Annotated in this window: 22 protein-coding genes and 1 tRNA gene; 5 read left to right on the top strand and 18 right to left on the bottom strand. The window is 66.3% G+C overall.

The annotated features are described in order from the left end of the window. Positions 1-8: 8 nt before the first annotated feature. The 3 genes from secE to tuf form a co-directional block, all read right to left on the bottom strand. Complete coding sequence (gene secE, locus B9Z03_RS15860) at positions 9-212, bottom strand: preprotein translocase subunit SecE (protein WP_085465094.1); 204 nt, start codon at positions 210-212, stop codon at positions 9-11. Positions 213-534: 322 nt separating this feature from the next. After that, positions 535-610, bottom strand: a tRNA-Trp gene (locus B9Z03_RS15855). Between the two features lie 93 nt (positions 611-703). Then, positions 704-1879: an elongation factor Tu gene (gene tuf / locus B9Z03_RS15850; RefSeq protein WP_085465093.1), complete on the bottom strand. Its 1176-nt coding sequence runs from the start codon at positions 1877-1879 to the stop codon at positions 704-706. Positions 1880-2201: 322 nt separating this feature from the next. On the opposite strand from tuf, the gene B9Z03_RS15845 reads away from it, so the two are divergent. Beyond that, positions 2202-3560 (top strand): D-alanyl-D-alanine carboxypeptidase family protein, encoded by a 1359-nt coding sequence (locus B9Z03_RS15845; protein WP_348529029.1) that lies wholly within the window; start codon positions 2202-2204, stop codon positions 3558-3560. 41 nt (positions 3561-3601) lie between these two features. Here B9Z03_RS15845 and B9Z03_RS15840 read toward each other — a convergent pair whose 3' ends face one another. The 7 genes from B9Z03_RS15840 to B9Z03_RS15810 form a co-directional block, all read right to left on the bottom strand. Then, a complete protein-coding gene (locus B9Z03_RS15840) occupies positions 3602-4294 on the bottom strand; it encodes a J domain-containing protein (RefSeq protein ID WP_085465092.1) in 693 nt (230 codons plus the stop codon). Between the two features lie 116 nt (positions 4295-4410). After that, positions 4411-5349, bottom strand: coding sequence for a division plane positioning ATPase MipZ (locus tag B9Z03_RS15835; RefSeq protein WP_085465091.1), 939 nt, complete (start codon positions 5347-5349; stop codon positions 4411-4413). A gap of 106 nt (positions 5350-5455) precedes the next feature. Further along, positions 5456-5893: a DUF1489 family protein gene (locus B9Z03_RS15830; RefSeq protein ID WP_085467691.1), complete on the bottom strand. Its 438-nt coding sequence runs from the start codon at positions 5891-5893 to the stop codon at positions 5456-5458. A 66-nt stretch (positions 5894-5959) separates the two neighbouring features. Beyond that, positions 5960-6298 carry a type II toxin-antitoxin system HicB family antitoxin gene (locus B9Z03_RS30295; protein WP_085465090.1) on the bottom strand — a complete coding sequence of 113 codons (339 nt, stop codon included), beginning with the start codon at positions 6296-6298 and terminating at the stop codon, positions 5960-5962. Further along, positions 6295-6549, bottom strand: a complete 255-nt coding sequence (locus B9Z03_RS15820) for a type II toxin-antitoxin system HicA family toxin (protein WP_085465089.1) — start codon at positions 6547-6549, stop codon at positions 6295-6297. Before B9Z03_RS15820 ends, B9Z03_RS30295 begins: the two co-directional genes overlap by 4 nt. Positions 6550-6590: 41 nt before the next feature. Further along, complete coding sequence (locus B9Z03_RS15815; protein WP_085465088.1) at positions 6591-7991, bottom strand: L-serine ammonia-lyase; 1401 nt, start codon at positions 7989-7991, stop codon at positions 6591-6593. Positions 7992-8101: 110 nt separating this feature from the next. Beyond that, positions 8102-8389, bottom strand: a complete 288-nt coding sequence (locus B9Z03_RS15810) for a hypothetical protein (protein ID WP_085465087.1) — start codon at positions 8387-8389, stop codon at positions 8102-8104. Positions 8390-8529: 140 nt separating this feature from the next. On the opposite strand from B9Z03_RS15810, the gene B9Z03_RS15805 reads away from it, so the two are divergent. Beyond that, the gene (locus B9Z03_RS15805; protein ID WP_085465086.1) at positions 8530-9228 is read left to right on the top strand and encodes a DUF599 domain-containing protein; all 699 of its coding nucleotides are present in this window, start codon (positions 8530-8532) and stop codon (positions 9226-9228) included. A gap of 148 nt (positions 9229-9376) precedes the next feature. On the opposite strand, the gene B9Z03_RS15800 is transcribed toward B9Z03_RS15805, so the two are convergent. From B9Z03_RS15800 to gatC, 3 genes are read right to left on the bottom strand one after another with little or no spacing between them, the layout of a single operon-like run. Then, positions 9377-10168: a YdcF family protein gene (locus tag B9Z03_RS15800; protein WP_085465085.1), complete on the bottom strand. Its 792-nt coding sequence runs from the start codon at positions 10166-10168 to the stop codon at positions 9377-9379. Between the two features lie 20 nt (positions 10169-10188). After that, positions 10189-11688 (bottom strand): Asp-tRNA(Asn)/Glu-tRNA(Gln) amidotransferase subunit GatA, encoded by a 1500-nt coding sequence (gene gatA, locus B9Z03_RS15795; RefSeq protein ID WP_085465084.1) that lies wholly within the window; start codon positions 11686-11688, stop codon positions 10189-10191. A 48-nt stretch (positions 11689-11736) separates the two neighbouring features. After that, positions 11737-12024, bottom strand: coding sequence for an Asp-tRNA(Asn)/Glu-tRNA(Gln) amidotransferase subunit GatC (gene gatC / locus B9Z03_RS15790; protein WP_085465083.1), 288 nt, complete (start codon positions 12022-12024; stop codon positions 11737-11739). A 158-nt stretch (positions 12025-12182) separates the two neighbouring features. Between gatC and B9Z03_RS15785 the strand changes: the two genes are divergently transcribed. Both B9Z03_RS15785 and B9Z03_RS15780 read left to right on the top strand, forming a co-directional pair. Continuing rightward, positions 12183-12437: a type II toxin-antitoxin system Phd/YefM family antitoxin gene (locus tag B9Z03_RS15785; protein WP_085465082.1), complete on the top strand. Its 255-nt coding sequence runs from the start codon at positions 12183-12185 to the stop codon at positions 12435-12437. After that, entirely contained in the window at positions 12434-12862 is a 429-nt protein-coding gene (locus B9Z03_RS15780; protein WP_085465081.1) for a type II toxin-antitoxin system VapC family toxin, read from the top strand. Before B9Z03_RS15785 ends, B9Z03_RS15780 begins: the two co-directional genes overlap by 4 nt. Positions 12863-12895: 33 nt before the next feature. Here B9Z03_RS15780 and B9Z03_RS15775 read toward each other — a convergent pair whose 3' ends face one another. Together B9Z03_RS15775 and B9Z03_RS15770 are read right to left on the bottom strand one after the other, a co-directional pair. After that, complete coding sequence (locus tag B9Z03_RS15775) at positions 12896-13312, bottom strand: hypothetical protein (protein WP_244561755.1); 417 nt, start codon at positions 13310-13312, stop codon at positions 12896-12898. A gap of 55 nt (positions 13313-13367) precedes the next feature. Beyond that, positions 13368-14075, bottom strand: coding sequence for a metal-dependent hydrolase (locus B9Z03_RS15770; protein ID WP_085465080.1), 708 nt, complete (start codon positions 14073-14075; stop codon positions 13368-13370). A gap of 83 nt (positions 14076-14158) precedes the next feature. Between B9Z03_RS15770 and ruvX the strand changes: the two genes are divergently transcribed. Then, positions 14159-14635, top strand: a complete 477-nt coding sequence (ruvX, locus tag B9Z03_RS15765; RefSeq protein ID WP_085465079.1) for a Holliday junction resolvase RuvX — start codon at positions 14159-14161, stop codon at positions 14633-14635. Here the strand turns inward: ruvX and B9Z03_RS15760 are convergent. The 3 genes from B9Z03_RS15760 to B9Z03_RS15750 form a co-directional block, all read right to left on the bottom strand. Then, positions 14583-14915 (bottom strand): DUF6105 family protein, encoded by a 333-nt coding sequence (locus tag B9Z03_RS15760; protein WP_085465078.1) that lies wholly within the window; start codon positions 14913-14915, stop codon positions 14583-14585. The genes ruvX and B9Z03_RS15760 overlap by 53 nt on opposite strands. 1 nt (position 14916) lies before the next feature. Then, on the bottom strand, positions 14917-15471 hold the full coding sequence (locus B9Z03_RS15755) for a hypothetical protein (RefSeq protein WP_085465077.1): 555 nt from the start codon (positions 15469-15471) through the stop codon (positions 14917-14919). A 93-nt stretch (positions 15472-15564) separates the two neighbouring features. Beyond that, positions 15565-17193, bottom strand: a complete 1629-nt coding sequence (locus B9Z03_RS15750) for an acyl-CoA dehydrogenase family protein (protein WP_085465076.1) — start codon at positions 17191-17193, stop codon at positions 15565-15567. Positions 17194-17282: the final 89 nt, after the last annotated feature.

The raw sequence follows: 17282 nt of genomic DNA, 5'->3' as shown, positions 1-17282 counted from the left end.
CGGCGAAACTAGCGCCCGAGGCCGAGGATCAGTTCGACCCCCAGTGCCATAAGCTGATCCGCGGCGAAGAAGAAGATCGCCGCGATGAATGCGAAAATGAGCACCATGATGGTCGAGATCATGGTTTCCCGGCGCGAGGGCCAGGTGACCTTCGAGGTCTCCGACCGGACCTGCTGAAGGAACACGAATGGATTGGTGGTCTTCGAAGCCATCTGCCGCTCTGTATCCGGGCCCGTTGACCGGACCGCCTTTCTGAAGTTCCCGACGCTGGAACATGCCTCCCGGGGAAGCTCATGGAAGGACGGCGAATCAGTGCCTTTCTTCCATGCCATTAGGTGCGTAAAGCCGGCTCCCCAGCTCCACGCACCGCGTGTCTGTTCCGTCTACATAAAGAGGATTCGCCGCAAGCGCAAGGCCCGGTACCCGCTTCATGTTCTCGCGCCGTCGAGGAACCATCCATTCGTCCCAGGCCCGGCTATGGCATTCCATATACGCCCCTTTCGGGGAAAACTCGACCTCCCCTTCTGGGGAGGATGGCACGGGCAGCAGGGCTCGAACCTACGACCTACGGTTTTGGAGACCGTCGCTCTACCAACTGAGCTATGCCCGTATCGCGCCCGTTCCTAATCGCTTGTCGCCGAAGCTGCAAGCGGGTCCGGACGAAAATGGCGGCGCGGACGCCGCCATTCAAGCGCCGGAGCGCTTATTCCTTGATCGAGGCCACGACGCCCGCACCGACGGTGCGGCCGCCTTCGCGGATGGCGAAGCGGAGCTTCTCTTCCATCGCCACCGGCACGATCAGCTCGACGTCGACCGTGATGTTGTCGCCGGGCATCACCATCTCGGTGCCCGCCGGCAGCGTCACGATGCCCGTCACGTCCGTCGTGCGGAAGTAGAACTGCGGGCGGTAGTTGGTGAAGAACGGCGTATGACGGCCACCCTCCTCCTTCGTCAGGATGTAGGCCTCGGCCACGAACTTCTTGTGCGGCTTCACCGAGCCGGGCTTGGCCAGAACCTGGCCGCGCTCCACGCCGTCACGGTCCACGCCGCGCAGCAGCGCGCCGATGTTGTCGCCCGCCTGGCCCTGGTCGAGCAGCTTGCGGAACATCTCGACGCCCGTGCAGGTCGTCTTCGCCGTCGGACGGATGCCGACGATCTCCAGCTCCTCGCCGACCTTGACGATGCCGCGCTCGACGCGACCCGTCACCACCGTGCCGCGGCCCGAGATCGAGAACACGTCCTCGATCGGCATCAGGAACGGCTTGTCGATCGGACGCTCCGGCGTCGGGATGTAGGCGTCGACCGCAGCCATCAGCTCGCGGATCGCGTCCTCGCCGATCTTCTTGTCGGAATCCTCAAGTGCGGCCAGCGCCGAGCCCTTGACGATCGGAATGTCGTCGCCCGGGAACTCGTACTTCGACAGAAGCTCGCGCACCTCGAGCTCGACCAGCTCGAGAAGCTCGGCGTCGTCGACCTGGTCGACCTTGTTCAGGAACACCACGATCGCCGGAACGCCGACCTGGCGGGCCAGAAGAATGTGTTCGCGCGTCTGCGGCATCGGGCCGTCGGCCGCCGACACAACCAGGATCGCGCCGTCCATCTGCGCCGCACCCGTGATCATGTTCTTCACATAGTCGGCGTGGCCGGGGCAGTCGACGTGGGCATAGTGGCGGTTCGCCGTCTCGTATTCGACGTGGGCCGTCGAGATCGTGATGCCGCGCGCCTTCTCTTCCGGAGCCGCGTCGATCTGGTCATACGCCTTGAACTCGCCGAAATACTTCGTGATCGCAGCCGTCAGAGACGTCTTGCCATGGTCGACGTGACCAATCGTCCCGACATTCACATGCGGCTTATTCCGCTCAAACTTGCTTTTGGCCATCGTGTTCTTCCTCGGCGACTGTTTCGAAGTTTCGGAGCCGCGCGATTAGCGGCAATGATGCCAAAACACAAGCCCTTTCGACGCCGGGCGCCCTGCCCGGATGGGCGGTAGCAGCCCCGCATCCCTGCCCCGGCGCCGATCCGGGCCATGCCGGACCGGGCAGCGCCGACGATCGATACCATTCGATTCAAAAATGCCGGAGGGGCTCAACAATCCGGTTACCATAAACGGAATGGTAACGCTGTCGCCGTAGCTTCGCGCGACATGCAGCGCGGTGACCTTTGCCGCGCGGGGCCCCAACGAAAAAACAAAGGGTGTAGCAGTGAGTTTCGCGTCCGCCGGCCTGTTCTCGTCCGTCCGCAAGTCCCTCCGCCCCATCCTCGGCTTCCTCGTCGCGACAACGGTCGCGATCGCCGGTTCGACCGCCGCCGCCCAGGCGCAGTCGAAGAAGGCGGCCATCGTGATCGATGCGAGCACGGGAAAGACGCTCTATTCGTCCAGCGCCGATTCGCCGCGCTATCCGGCGTCGCTGACGAAAATGATGACGCTCTACCTGACCTTCGAGGCGATGTCGGCGGGCCGCATCTCCAAGGACACCCGGGTGGTGTTCTCCAAATATGCGTCCTCGCGCCCGCCGACCAAGCTCGGCGTCCGGCCGGGCGGCTCGATCACCGTCGAGCAGGCGATCCTCGGCCTCGTCACCAAATCGGCGAACGACGCCGCGACCGCGCTCGGAGAGCTTCTCGGCGGCTCCGAATCCAATTTCGCGAAGATGATGACCGCGAAGGCGCGCAAGCTCGGCATGAGCTCGACCACCTTCCGCAACGCGTCGGGCCTGCCCGATCCCGGCCAGAAGACGACGGCGCGCGACATGGCGATCCTCGGCATGTCGCTGCGCGAGCACTATCCGAAACACTATTCCTATTTCTCGACCCGCTCCTTCGCCTTCGGCAAGTCGCGCATGCCCAACCACAACAAGCTGCTCGGCCGCGTGCAGGGCGTCGACGGCATCAAGACGGGCTACACGCGCGCGTCCGGCTTCAACCTCGTGTCGTCGGTCAAGGTCGGCGACCGCAAGATCGTCGCCGTCGTGATGGGCGGCGCGAGCGGACGCAGCCGCGACGCCGAGATGGAGCGCCTGATCGCCGCCTACATGCCCAAGGCGTCGAGCCGCGGCTCCAACCCGCTGATCGCCGCCCGCACCATCGAGCCGCAGGCGCCGATCGTGGCCTCTGTCGCAAGCCCGCTGCACGCCAAGAACGTCCCGGCGCCCGAAGCGCGTCCGGAACAGGTCATCGAGACCGCCTATGCGCGACCGCTCGCGCGCCCCGCCGATCCGATCGCCGACGCGGTGGCCAAGGCCGACGCTCCTACCCCGAAAGTCGAGGTGGACCAGGTGAAGACGGCCTCGGTGACGCCGTCCGCCGCGCCGAAGTCCGGCTGGGTGATCCAGGTCGGCTCTGTCGGTTCGGAGGCCGAGGCCCGCGCGCTGCTCGACAAGACCAGCGACAAGGCGGCGCAGCTGCTGGCCTCGGCCGAGCCGTTCACGGAGCGGTTCGAAAAGGGCGGCACCACCTATATCCGCGCCCGCTTCGGCGGCTTCAGCAACCAGGCGACGGCCACCAAGACCTGCGCCGCGCTCAAGAAGCGGTCGATCTCCTGCTACGCCGTCCAGCAGTAGGCCGCCCCAAGCATCTCCGGTCAGTCCGAGTCGAAGGAGAACTAGCCGTGCAGCGAGAGCAGGAAATCCCGGGCTTCGTCGATCCGCGCCGCAAGGAACGCCGCGTCGCCGAGATCGGCGCCCAGTCGCTTCACAAGGCGGCGATGCGCCTGGCGGATGTCCGCCGCGCTGGCTCCCGGTTCAAGACCAAGGATCTGGTAGGCTTCCTTCTCAGTCATGGCGCGCGCAACTGGCGCGCCAGCCTGCCGCGCACCGACGTGCGGATCTGCGTCTATGCGCCCGGCGGGGAATCGGCTCTGAAGATACGCCTCAAGTAGGCGCAGGCTCTCCGCGTCGGACGACAGTTCTCCGCGGAGCTTCAGCAATGACGGCAGGTCGAGCTCGTCGAGCCCCCTGCCCTCGAATGTGCCGGCCAGCACCAGCCCTTCCAGCGCGCCGGTGGAATGATCGAGCACCATCTCCAGCGCTGCCGTGCGAACCGTCGACCGCCGCTTCCGGAACGCCGTCCGGCGCGGTCGGGCGAAGACCAGCAGCGCCCACACGGTCGCAAGACCAACGAGCGGAAAACCGAACACCGGCCGCCCGAGCGCCGTCAGCACCATGCCGGCGATAGCCAGCAGCGACGGGCCGGCGATCCTGAGCACGGTCGCGAGCCGCGCCGGATCCCAGGTCAGGAAGACGCGCGCGCACAGCACGGCAAGCAGGGCGACCGCTGCGGCAGAGAGCCAGATCATGACACGGCCCGCCGCCGCGCCGTTCCGGGCGGATGTCCATTGGCCGTAGCAGGCTTCATCGTCACCTCACACATCCACAGAAGATGCGGGGGCGGCGGCGCCGTTTCAAGTCGCCTTCAGCTGACGAATATGTCCGGCAGCGCGATCGGCTGGCCGATTGTCTGCGCATAGCGCTGCCGCGCCTCGACGCGCCTGCGCCCCATCTCGTCCGTCGGCAGGCGCAGCGCGGCGACGAGCTGGCGGATCTCCTGGCGCGCCGCCAGATGCGAGAGCGTCGGCCGGCCGCCGAGCGTCCTTTCGTCCAGCTCGTCGAGAGCGGTAAGGCCGACGGGGAAGAATTCGCGGAAGATCACGCGCTCCGAGATGCCGTCGGCGATGCGGAAGCCGAGCTTCATCGACAGGTTGCGCAGGCATGAGGCCACGCGCTGCTCGTTGCGCGAGGTGATGCTGGCCATGCGGTTGCGCACCACCACCCAGTCGAGGATCGCATTGTCGGCCTGGCGCCGCTCGCGGCGGGCGTCGCGCACCGAGGTGGCATATTGGGAGACGTCGAGGATTTCGTAGCTGACCGGATCGATCCGCCCCAGCACGTCGAAATCGATGAAGCTGTCGTTCATCGGCGTGACGAGCGTGTCGGCGATGCGGTGCGCCAGCCGGCTGAGGAAAGTGTCGGAGCCCGGCGTGTCGATAACCACGAAGTCGTGACGGCTCTCGACCTCGGCCAGACCGTCGGTCAGCTTGCGGAACTCCTCGCCCTCCGCCTCGGTCACGCTCTCGCGCCGCGCCGGCGGCACGTGGAAATGCGCCGGAACCTGCAGCGCCACGCCCGAATTGCGCGACCAGCGGGCGCGGTTCTCGACATAGCGCGTGAGGGAAAGCTGGCGTCCGTCGAGGTCGACGGTGGCGACCGTGTAGCCGGATTTGAGCAGCGCCACCGCGACATGCATCGCGGTCGTGGACTTGCCGGAGCCGCCCTTCTCGTTGCCGACGACGATCACGTGCGCGGGACGCCTCGCGCTCCCGACGGACGAACCCGCCAAACTCGACAACAACATGACACAACCCCACGCCCGGCTTTACCTTGCGTCCGGACGCTTATGGTTTCAATCCGGTAAACGGCCTCGAAACGGCCTTTCTCGGCTTAAGGTTAAGCGCCGAGGCTCACAGCAGCCCGAGACTTGCCAGCTCCGAGCGCAGATCCGGCGGAAGGGCCTGCCAGCCGGACGCATTGTCGGAAAGGTCCGCCGGCGCGTCGGCCGCGACGAGATAGCGCCAGCCCTGGAACGCGCGGCGCGGCTGCCATTCGGTGCGCACCACCTTCGGGTCGAGCACGAGATGGCAGCGCGAGATGCCGTCGGCATCGGTGAACGGCCGCACCTCCAGAAGCCGCTGCCTGCACTGCACGGAGCCCTTGATCACCCAGTAGAGCGAGCCGCCGTCGACCAGCTCCGGCGCGCGGCTCGGCACCATGCGCGTGGTGTGCATCTGCTCGACCGGTCGTCCGAGCGCGCGGGCCTCGTCGAGGCGCTCGGCTATCCATTCCTCGAGATCCTCGACGCTCTCGGCGCCGACGCAGAGCTTGATCATGTTGAGCGGCATGATGATGAGGTAGGCGCTTGCCAACGGCCGGTCAACGGAGAGCCGACTTGTCCACAGGGATGCAGGTCATCCCTGCTTGGCCGCCGTCTCGATCGCTTCTGCAACCCACTCGTTCAGGCTGAGGTCGTTGGCGGCGGCGGCGATCGCGGCCGCCGCGTGCGTCTCGGGGGCGAGACGGACGTTGAAGCGGCCCGAATAGGAGCGGCGCGGCTCGATGCCCTTCTCGCGGCACATGTCCAGAAAGACACGCAAGGACGTGCGGCCTTCATCATAGAGGGTATCCACCGTGTCGGCATAGAAATCCGCGCCTCCGGCGAGCCCAAGGAACTCCCCCCGGAACAGGCGGATGTCCGGGTCGAATGCCACGACCGCCTTGTGGCCCTCGATATCGATCACGTTCTTCATGGTACTATCTCGTTGGCCTCAAGCCATTTCCGGATGGACGTCACCGCGCCCTTGTCCGTCTCCGGCGACGGGTGCGGTCGATGAAACACTCTCACCTCGCCGAACAGGAAGACGCCGATCCTGGATCCTTCGCGCTCCGAAACCTCGGCACCCAGCGATATGAAAAGCGCCTCAATGTCCGACCAGCGGATCGTTCCGCTCGTCGGCCTGGCGAAGATCGCTTCAAGTGTCGCGCGGTGACGCCGCTTCATCCAGAATTGGTATCATAATTTAGTACCGTGCGGAAGCCCGATCAACACTCGACCACATTCACCGCCAACCCGCCGAGACTGGTCTCCTTGTATTTCTCGTTCATGTCGAGGCCGGTCTGGCGCATCGTCTCGATGGCGGCGTCCAGCGGCACGAAATGCGTGCCGTCGCCCTTCAGCGCCAGCGAGGCGGCCGTCACGGCCTTCACCGCGCCCAGCGCGTTGCGCTCGATGCACGGCACCTGCACCAGGCCCCCGACCGGATCGCAGGTCATGCCCAGATGGTGCTCCAGCGCGATCTCGGCCGCGTTCTCGACCTGCATCGGCGTGCCGCCCATGACGGCGGCGAGCCCTGCCGCGGCCATGGCCGAGGCCGATCCCACCTCCCCCTGGCAGCCGACCTCCGCGCCGGAGATCGAGGCGTTGTGCTTGATGATGCCGCCCACCGCGGCTGCGGTGAGCAGGAAGTCGCGGATACCGGCCTGGTCGGCCTCGGGGTGGAAATGCAGCCAGTAGCGCATCACCGCCGGGATCACGCCGGCAGCGCCATTGGTCGGCGCGGTGACGATGCGCCCGCCCGCCGCGTTCTCCTCGTTGACGGCCATGGCATAGACCGACAGCCAGTCGTTGGCGAGCAGCGGGTTCGGGCGGTTCTGCCGCCATTCCTCCTGCAACTTGTCGTGCAGCTGGCGGGCGCGGCGCTTCACCTTCAGCCCGCCGGGCATGATGCCCTCCTGGGTCAGGCCGCGCTCGATCGCCCCGCGCATCGCCGCCCAGACGTTGTCGAGGCCTTGATCCAGCTCCTCCCGCGACAGGCGCGTCTCCTCATTGGCGCGCTTCATCTCGGCGATGGACAGTCCGCTCTTCGCCGCCATGTCGAGCATCTCGGCGGCGTGCGAGAAGGGATAGGGCACGTCGTTGGCGGCTGCTTCCGGCCCCCTCGCCTTCAGCCGCTGCAGTTCCTCGTCGGACACGATGAAACCGCCGCCGATCGAATAGTAGATGCGCCTCAGCAGCACGCGGCCGTCCGCGTCGAGCGCGGAAAAGGTCATGCCGTTGGCATGGCCGGAAAGCGGCGTCTTGCGGTCCATCACCAGGTCGACGGCCGGGTCGAAGCGGTAGGCCGGGTGGCCGGGCGGGCTGACCGTCTTCGCCGCCGCGACCCCGGCGATGATCTCGTCTACCCTGTCGGGATCGACGGTCATCGGCGTGAGGCCGGTGAGACCGAGCACGACCGCGCGGTCGGTGCCGTGGCCGATGCCGGTATAGGCGAGCGATCCGTGCAGGCTCGCGGCGAGCCGGACAATGTCGACATCGTGCGGACGCGGCCAGTCGCCGTGCAGGATTTCGTCGAGAAAGCGCGACGCCGCCGTCATCGGCCCCATCGTGTGGGAGCTCGACGGCCCGATGCCGATCTTGAACAGGTCGAAAACCGAAAGGAACATCAGCGCAATCCCGATGACGGAGATAGCACTTCTGCGTCCTTCACGCGGGGAAATCTAACCGCAAGCCGACTTCGGCAAGCCCGGCGGCGACATCGGCGTCGCCGGACGGCTCATCCCGCTGCGACGACGGCCGCGCTCTCGACGCCACCGATCAGCCAGGCCAGGAGAATGATGAATGCGAAACCCACGACTGCTTTGGCGGCAACGCCCCAGCAGGATTTTTGAACGCTATCGTCCATGATGTCCTTACCGCTGGCGGATCGTCCGCCGCGCCCACCAGGCGCGGGCGACCCCGCCGCTTTCCGGGTGGCTTTTACTTCGCCGACGCTCATTTCGCAATTGCAAAATGAGGCTAAATCGCGGCCGGCTTCCGTGACGGCATATCGCGTCTTTTCCATTTCTCTTTCATTATCATGGGGTTGTCCGAAAGACGCCGGTTAACATCGTGTGAACGCCGATGTCGAAATTGCGGCTTGCCCGGTGCCGCACGACAGATTCTTGCGGTTTCCCTCTGCGTCCGGACATGTTCTGATCGGCCATGGCGCTCGAATCGTTTCACCTGAAGTTCGCCGACGCCGCCGCGCTCGTCTTTTTCGTCGCGGTCTGGGTCTTGTTCGCCTTCGCCGCCTCGGGCCGGCTCTCGCGGCGCACCACCCTCACCCAGGCGATGAACCGGCAGCGCGAGGAGTGGATGCGCACCATGGCGCGGCGCGAGCTGCGCATGATCGACACTGGCATCATGGCCGGCCTGCAGCAGGGCACCGCCTTCTTCGCCTCCACCTCGATCTTCGCCATCGGCGGCTGCGTGGCGCTGCTCGGCGCGTCCGACCAGGTCCTCGTCGTGCTAGGAGATCTGCCGTTCGGCGCTGACACGTCGCGCCAGGAATTCGAGATCAAGGTGCTCGGCCTGCTGGTGATCCTCTCCTACTCCTTCTTCAAGTTCGGCTGGGCCTACCGGCTGTTCAACTACTGTTCGATCCTCGTCGGCGCGGTTCCGGTCCTGAAGGACGAGAACCGCGACGGGCATGACACGGCCAAGGCGATCGCGCGGGCGGCGCGGATGAACGTGCTGGCCGGCGGGCATTTCAATTCCGGCCTGCGCGGCATCTTCTTCTCGCTCGGCTATCTCGGCTGGTTCATCGGGCCGGCCGTGTTCGTTGCCACCACGATCTTCGTCTTCATCGTGCTCCTGCGCCGGCAGTTCTTCTCGGCCGCCCGCGCCGCCGTGACGGACTGAACGGAACCGGACGCGCCGTCGCGCCGTTGTTGGAACGTCATCGTTTCCAACCGGCAAGGAGGTTCACATGCTCCGTGGCATCGCGCTCTGGCTTCTCGGGATTCCGATCCCAATCATCATCCTGCTCTGGCTGTTCCTCGACTGAGGCTCAGGGCGAGGGAAAGGGCTGGTCGATCCGGCCCGTCAGCCAGTAGGCGATCAGTCCGATCCATTCGCGGATGCCGAGTGTGGCGGTCTGGAGCGAATCGACCGGATTGTCGACGAAGAAGCCGATGCCCTCGTGGCCGGTCGTGCGGTAGTCGACCGGCCACGCCGTCACCGGAAAATCCGCCTTGCGGAACAGCGCCATCGAGCGCGGCATGTGGAAGGCCGACGTCACCAGCAGCCAGGTCTCGCCCGGCGCTGGCGTCACCAGTTCTTTCGTGAACACCGCATTCTCGTAGGTGTTGCGGGATTTCCCCTCCAGGACGAGCCGGTCGCGCGGAATGCCCAGCGCCTCGAACAGCCGCACGGCCGTCGAGGCATCGTCCTCGCCCTCCAGCAGCAGCGCACCCGTGCCGCCGGAAATGACGATCCTCGCCTCGGGATAGCGCCGGGCGAGCGCGGCCGCTTCGACATAGCGGTCGCCGCCCGAATTCAGCTCGTATCCGCCGCGCACCAGATTGATGCCGCCCTCGAACCCGCCGCCGAGGACGACGATACCCGCGACCTTCTCAGGCAGCGGTGGCCGCGGAAACCGGTCCTCCAGCGAGGTGACGAGAAGCGCTCCGAACGACGTCCAGACGCACAGGACGAGGCCAAGCGCCGCGGCGCTGAACAGGCCATAAGCGGTGCGGCGCCAGCGCAGCATCGCCAGCAGCAGTCCGGCGAGCAGCAGGATGATCGCCAGATTGACCGGCTGGATCAGGAACCAGAACAGTTTCGAGAGGACGAAGAACACGGTTCAGCGCCCTCCCCGGCTCACCACCACTTCTGCGGTTCGAACCGGCCCGCCGCCTGCTCGATCACGTGCGCAGCGCGGAACAGGGTCTCCTCGTCGAACGGGCGGCCGATGAGCTGCAGGCCGAGCGGCAGGCCGTTCGCATCGACGCCGGCAGGCACTGCAATGCCCGGCAGCCCGGCCATGTTCACCGTCACGGTGAAGATGTCGTTCAGGTACATCTTCACTGGATCGGACGCCATATCCTCGTCGGCGATGCCGAAGGCGGCCGACGGCGTCGCCGGCGTCAGGATCGCGTCGATGCCGTCGCGATAGGCGTTCTCGAAGTCCCGCTTGATCAGCGTGCGCACCTTCTGCGCCTGGACGTAATAGGCGTCGTAATAGCCGGCCGAGAGCACATAGGTGCCGATCATGATGCGGCGCTTGACCTCGCGGCCGAACCCTTCGGCACGGGTCTTCTCGTACATGTCGATGATGTCCTTGCCCGGCACGCGCAGGCCGTAGCGGACGCCGTCATAGCGCGCGAGGTTGGACGAGGCCTCGGCGGGAGCCACGATGTAATAGGCCGGCAGAGCGTATTTCGTATGCGGCAGCGAGATGTCGACGATCTCGGCGCCCGCGGCCCGCAGATACTCGATGCCCTGCTTCCACAGCTTCTCGATCTCGTCGGGCATGCCGTCGACGCGGTATTCGCGCGGAATGCCGATCTTCATGCCCTTCATCGACTGGCCAAGCGATGCCTCGTAGTCCGGCACCGGACGATCGACCGAGGTCGTGTCTTTGGCATCCACCGAGGCCATCGACTTCAGGAGGATCGCGGCGTCGCGCACGTCGCGGGCGATCGGCCCGGCCTGGTCGAGCGACGAGGCGAAGGCCACCGTGCCCCAGCGCGACACGCGGCCGTAGGTCGGCTTGATGCCGACCGTTCCGGTGAAGGCGGCCGGCTGGCGGATCGAGCCGCCGGTGTCGGTGGCGGTGGCGCCCGCGCAGAGCCAGGCGGCGACGGCCGCCGCCGAGCCGCCCGACGAGCCGCCGGGCACCAGCAGCTTGTTGTCGGCCTGGCCGACGCCGTTGGCGCCACGACGCCAGGGGTTCACGACCGGGCCGTAGTACGACGTCTCGTTGGACGAGCCCATGGCGAACTCGTCCATGTTGAGCTTGCCCAGCATCACCGCGCCGTCGGCCCAAAGGTTGGCCGTCACGGTCGATTCGTATTCCGGCTTGAAGCCGTCGAGGATGTGGCTCGCCGCCTGTGTGTGCACGCCCTTGGTCGCAAACAGGTCCTTGATGCCGAGCGGGATGCCTTCCAGCGCGCCGCCCTCGCCCTTCGCCAGCTTCGCGTCCGACGCCGCCGCCATCTCGCGCGCCTGGTCGTGGGTCACCGCGACATAGGCATTGAAACGCTCGTTTGCCGCGTCGATGGCGGACAGGTAGGCGTCGGTGATCTCGCGCGCGGAAAACTCCTTCGCCTTGAGGCGGGTCCGCGCTTCCGCGATCGTCAGTCTGGTCAGGTCGGTCATCTGTGGTCCGTTGCTACGGGCTTGTGCGGGGCGGTGGCGGGCGGTTGCTTACTCGACGACCTTCGGCACGAGGAAGAAGTTCTCGGCCGTCGCGGGCGCGTTCGAGACGATCTTGTCGGCGATGCCGCCGTCATTGACGACGTCCTGCCGCTTCTTCATCACCATCGGCGTCACCGACGTCATCGGCTCGACGCCGGAGACATCGACCTCGCCCAACTGCTCCACGAAGCCCAGGATCGCGTTGAGTTCGCCGGTCATGCGCTCGGCATCCTCCTCGTTCACCGCGATGCGGGCAAGACGGGCGACGCGTTTGACGGTGGCGATATCGACGGACATGGATGCGCTCCGGAAGGGCGGGCAGGCGGAAACCGGGCTATACCGCCCGCCCTTCGGCGGCGCAACACTTGACGGCAAGGCGCGACCGTCGGCTTTGAGGTGAATTGCCTTCTATACGCCTTCACGATATGTAGGCACTTACCTACATGGAGGCAGCCATGACCATCAGCACCCTGTCCAGCCGCGAATTGAACCATGACGTGAGCAGCGCCAAGAAAGCGGCGCAGAAGGGCCCCGTGGTCATCACCGATCGCGGCAAGCCTTCGCATGTCCTGATGACATATGACGATTTTCAGCGGCTGACCGGCAGGCGCCGCAGTCTCGCGGAAAGCCTCGCCATGCCCGGTCTGTCGGAGATCGATCTCGATACGACGAGGATCGGGATCGAACCGCGGCAGATCGACCTGTCGTGAGCTACCTGCTCGACACCAACGTGGTTTCAGAGTTGCGCAAGATCGGCGACGGCAAGGCCGACGCCAACGTGGTGTCGTGGGTAGAAGCAGAAGATGCGGATCGCTTCTTCATTTCGGCGATCACCATTCTCGAGCTGGAGCGCGGCGTGCTTAGCGTCCAGCGGCGCGATCATGCCCAGGGCGCCCGGTTGCGAGCCTGGCTCGACAACCACGTCCGTCCCGAATTCGCCGGACGCATCCTTGCCGTCGACGACGCGGTCGCCACACGGTGCGCGCATCTGCATGTCCCGAACCCGCGAAACGAAGTCGACGCGCTGATCGCCGCCACCGCACTCGTCAACGGCCTGTCCGTGGTGACGCGCAACGTGCGTGATTTCCACGGAACCGGTGTTGTCGTCGTCGATCCATGGCAGCCAACGGCGTAGCAAACTCGTCCGGCGTTACCGCCGCCGCCAGCCTCAGGGCATCTCCACGCCTTCGCAGAGAAAATAGCTGCCGCTGTTGCCGGGATCTTCCTCCGTGGTCGTCCGCACCGAGGCGAAGTCGAGCTGGGTGTCGTTCATCTTGATCACGGAGAGCACGTCGGGAAATGCGTAGCCGGGCTCCTGGCACAGCGCCGTGACCACCCAACCCGGCGCCCGCGTCGCCGGCGTCACGGTCAGGAACTCGCAATTGTATTCGTAGCTCTCGAATCCGCGTTCGGTGAGCAGCACGTTCCCCTCCTCAAGCACAGACTCGATTCCGTCCTTCTTCGCCTGGTCGCAAAGCTCCTGCGACCGCAGGTAGACGCCGGACACGAAAGCGTCGGCCGCGGCGGCCGGAAGCGTCGCCACCAGCATCAGCGCGCCCGCCGCGCGCAACACATGTCTTCTCATTGCCATCCCCCTTGATCCCGGCCGCCCGGCCGTCATTCATCCATCGCGAACCGCGTCAGACCGAAAACGCCTTGCCGACCTCCGGCACGATCACCTTCGTCGACGATCCCTCCATGGCGGCGACGAACTTGTCGGCGTTCTGGTCGATGATCGGGAAGGAGGCGTAGTGGCACGGGATCGCCACGTCGAGCTTGAAGAAGCGTCGGCAGGCGAGCGCTGCGACCGCCCCGCCCATGGTGAAGCGGTCGCCGATCGGCACGATGCCGATCGACGGCTCGTGCAGCTCGTTGATCAGCGCCATGTCGCCGAAGATGTCGGTATCGCCGAAGTGATAGAGCGTCGGCGCATCCGGGAAGTGCAGCACAAGGCCGGCCGGGTTGCCGAGATAGGTGTTGGTGCCGCCCTCGCCGCCGAAGGACGAGGAATGCAGCGCCTGGACGAAGGTCGTCGTGAAGCCGCCGCAGTCGAGCGTGCCGCCATGATTGCCCGGATTGATCTTCGAGCCGTCGACGCCCTTGCCGACCAGGAACATACAGACCTCGAAGTTCGCCACCAGCATGGCGCCGGACTGTTTGCAGATCTCGACCGCGTCGCCGACATGGTCGTTATGCCCGTGGGTCAGAAGCACATGCGTCGCGCCCTGCGCAACGTCCTGCCAGCTCTGTTTCGCGCCGGGATTGCCGGTGATGAACGGATCGATGACGATCTTCTTGCCGGCGGTTTCGATGGTGAAGGCGGAATGCCCGTGCCAGGTCAGTTTCATCGCAGATGGTCCTCGCCAATGAGTCGAACCGAAGATAGAACGCCCGCGTGTCCCGTCAAACCGCGAAAGGACCGGAAAGCCTCGTGGCGATCATCGATGTAGAAGAGCTCGCACGCACCCTGCCCGCCGGCAAGACGGTCGCCGGTATAGATCCGGGCACGACGACGATCGGCCTTGCCGTGTCCGACCGCAACCTGTCCTTCGCCCATCCGCGGGCGGTGATCATGAGGAAGAAATTCTCGCTCGACGCCGCCGCCCTGCTGTCGGCGCTGGCCCGCGACGAGGTTTACGCGCTGGCGATCGGCCTGCCCGTCAACATGGACGGCAGCGAGGGACCTCGCGCGCAGGCAAGCCGCGCGTTTGCGCGCAACCTGTCGAAGCTGACGGAGATACCGTTCCTGTTCTGGGACGAGCGGTTGTCGACGGTCGCCGCCGAACGCACCCTGATCGAGATGGATTTTTCCCGCAAGCGGCGCGAGACCAAGATCGATTCGGCCGCGGCCGCCTTCATCCTTCAAGGCGTGCTGGATCGCCTTCGGGCGCTGCGCCGGCCGGCATGAGGCGCTCGCGCAGCGCAGCCCACTGCGCGGCGATCTGGCGGCGACGGCGGAACGCCCAGATCGCGAGGATCAGCAGGGTGTCGAAGAGGCAGGCCTTGGCGATCAGCCACGGGATCGTCTCGGGCGCGACGCCGAGCATCTCGCCGTAGAGCTCGAAGACGAGCTCATGCAGCGCCCGGCTCAGATAGATCGAGCCGAAATTGATGTCGTTGGCCGAGAGGAAGAACCAGCCCCAGAACAGGCCCAGCGGTGCCGCCCAGGCGAAGAACACATACTTCATCTCAATCCGCTCCGCCCTGTGGTGCGTTGCGCCCGACTAGCCGGGTCAGCATGCTCGAATGCGCCGCCCCCAGCGCCATGCGGCGCGCCGTGGCCCGCAGCGTATCCGCCTCCGAGGCCTTCGGCGCGGCAAAGGCGCGGCGCTCCGCGATCACGGCGACATAGGAGGCCATCAGCGCGGCGAGCTGGAATGCGCCCGCCCCCTGCACGCCCCCCTCGCCGCGCAGCGCCGTGACGACCAGGGCGACGGTGACCATCAGCACGGCGCCGCCGAAGGCGATGCTCGCCACCTCGTCATACCCGCCGGGATAGTCCTCCGAGGCCAGAACGGCGGTGAGCAGCGTCCAGAGGAAGAGCGTGGCGACGAGCCCGAAGGCGATCGAGAAGGCGGTGGAAACGCCGTGATTGATCGCCTTCCCCGCCTCCAGCACGGTCGGCGCGACGCCGCCGCCGGGAAACAGGTCGAGCCCGACCGGGTGCGAAACGGCCTGCGCTGCCATCAGCGCGAAGGCGGCCATCCAGTAGACCGGCACGAGATAGGTAAGGAGCGGCCGCATGGGATTCTCGGTTAACGGCCGGTAAACTACCCTCCTCACGACCCTTCGCAATGGAAACCATTTGTTAAGGTTAACGGCCCGGGCCACGAAAGATCAGCCGATCTCCGGATAAAGCGTCTCCAGGATCGCGCGGGGGTCGTGGCGGCCGTCGAGCATGCCGTAGGTGTTGCGCCACTGGCCCGCCAGCCGCGTCTCGATGAAGGCGTCGGCGATGCGTCCCGCCCCCACCCGCTTGAGCTCGGCGGCCGCCGCCGACAGCGCGAGCTGCTCGGTGAGGATGCGCGCCGAACCGTCGTCCGAGGCCGCGATCTGCATCGCGGCCCGCAGCACGTCGGACGTGCCCCGCCCGCTCGCGCCGAGGTCCTTGTCGATGCCCGCGATGACCTCCTCGAACAGCGCCGGCCCGCGCTGCAGCACGCGCAGCACGTCGAGCGCCATCACATTGCCGGAGCCTTCCCAGATCGCGTTGACCGGGGCCTCGCGATAGTAGCGGGCGAGCGGCGATTCCTCGACATAGCCGTTGCCGCCCAGGCACTCCATCGCCTCGTAGAGCAGCGGCGGCGCCGTCTTGCACACCCAGTATTTGACCACGGGCGTCATGGCGCGGGCGAAGGACGCCTCGGACCGGTCGACTGCCGCCTCGTCGAAGGCGCGCGCCAGGCGGAAGGACAGCGCAGTCGCGGCTGCGACGTCGAGCGCCATGTCGGCCAGCACGCGCTGCATCAGCGGCTGCTCGATCAGCGTCTCGCCGAACACTTTTCTGTGGCGGGCATGGTGCACCGCCTCCTGCAGGCCGGCGCGCATGATGCCGGACGAGGCAAGCGCGCAGTCGAGCCGCGTCAGCGTCACCATGTCCATGATGGTCTTCACGCCCGCGCCCGGCTCGCCGATCATCTCCCCGAGCGAATTGTTGAACTCGACCTCGGAGGAGGCGTTCGACCGGTTGCCGAGCTTGTCCTTGAGCCGCTGGAAGGCGAGCCCGTTGCCGGCGCCGTCGCCGAGAAGGCGCGGCACGAGGAAGCAGGACAGGCCCTCGGCTGCCTGGGCCAGCACAAGGAACGCGTCCGACATCGGCGCGGACATGAACCATTTGTGGCCGGTGATGCGGTAGAAGCCGTTGCCGGCCTTCTCCGCCCTGGTCGTGTTGGCGCGCACGTCGGTGCCGCCCTGCTTCTCGGTCATGCCCATGCCGAGCGTCAGGCCCGCCTTGTCGACCGGCGCCTTGTTCGACTGGTCGTATTTGCGCGAGGTGATGCGCGGCGCCCATTCGCGGAACGCCTTCGGGCTCGCCATCAGCGCGGCGAGCGAGGCGCTCGTCATGGTGATCGGGCACAGATGCCCGCATTCGAGCTCCGAGGTCAGGAAGAAGCGGGCGGCGCGGATCTGGTGGCGCTTGCCGGTCTCCGCCTCGCCGTTCTCCCAGATCGAGGAATGCAGGCCGTTGGTGATCGAGCGGCGCATCAGCGCATGGTAGGCGGGGTGGAACTCGACGATGTCGAGCCGCCTGCCCTGCCGGTCGTGGGTCCTCAGCTTCGGCAGTTCGGTGTTGGCCAGCCGCGCCAGGTCCTGCGCCTCGGGCGACAGCACGAAGCGGCCGAGCGCGTCGAGATCCTTGCGCACCGGCTCGGAAAAGTCCTGCGCCAGCTGCATCAGCAGCGGATCGCCGCGCCAGGCGTTCGATCCGGTCAGCGGCGGCGTCTGGTTGGTCACGTCGTGGTTCACATCGTACTCCACATGGCCATCCGGGGCGTGCGTCCACGACCGCGGCGGCCCACCTGTCCGACATATAGCCGAGTCCGCAAGGGCTGCAC

This window comes from Mesorhizobium australicum (assembly GCF_900177325.1).
Classification (GTDB): domain Bacteria; phylum Pseudomonadota; class Alphaproteobacteria; order Rhizobiales; family Rhizobiaceae; genus Mesorhizobium_A; species Mesorhizobium_A australicum_A.
Note: the sequence above shows the minus strand (reverse complement) of the source record. Positions and strands in the feature narration are given on the sequence as shown.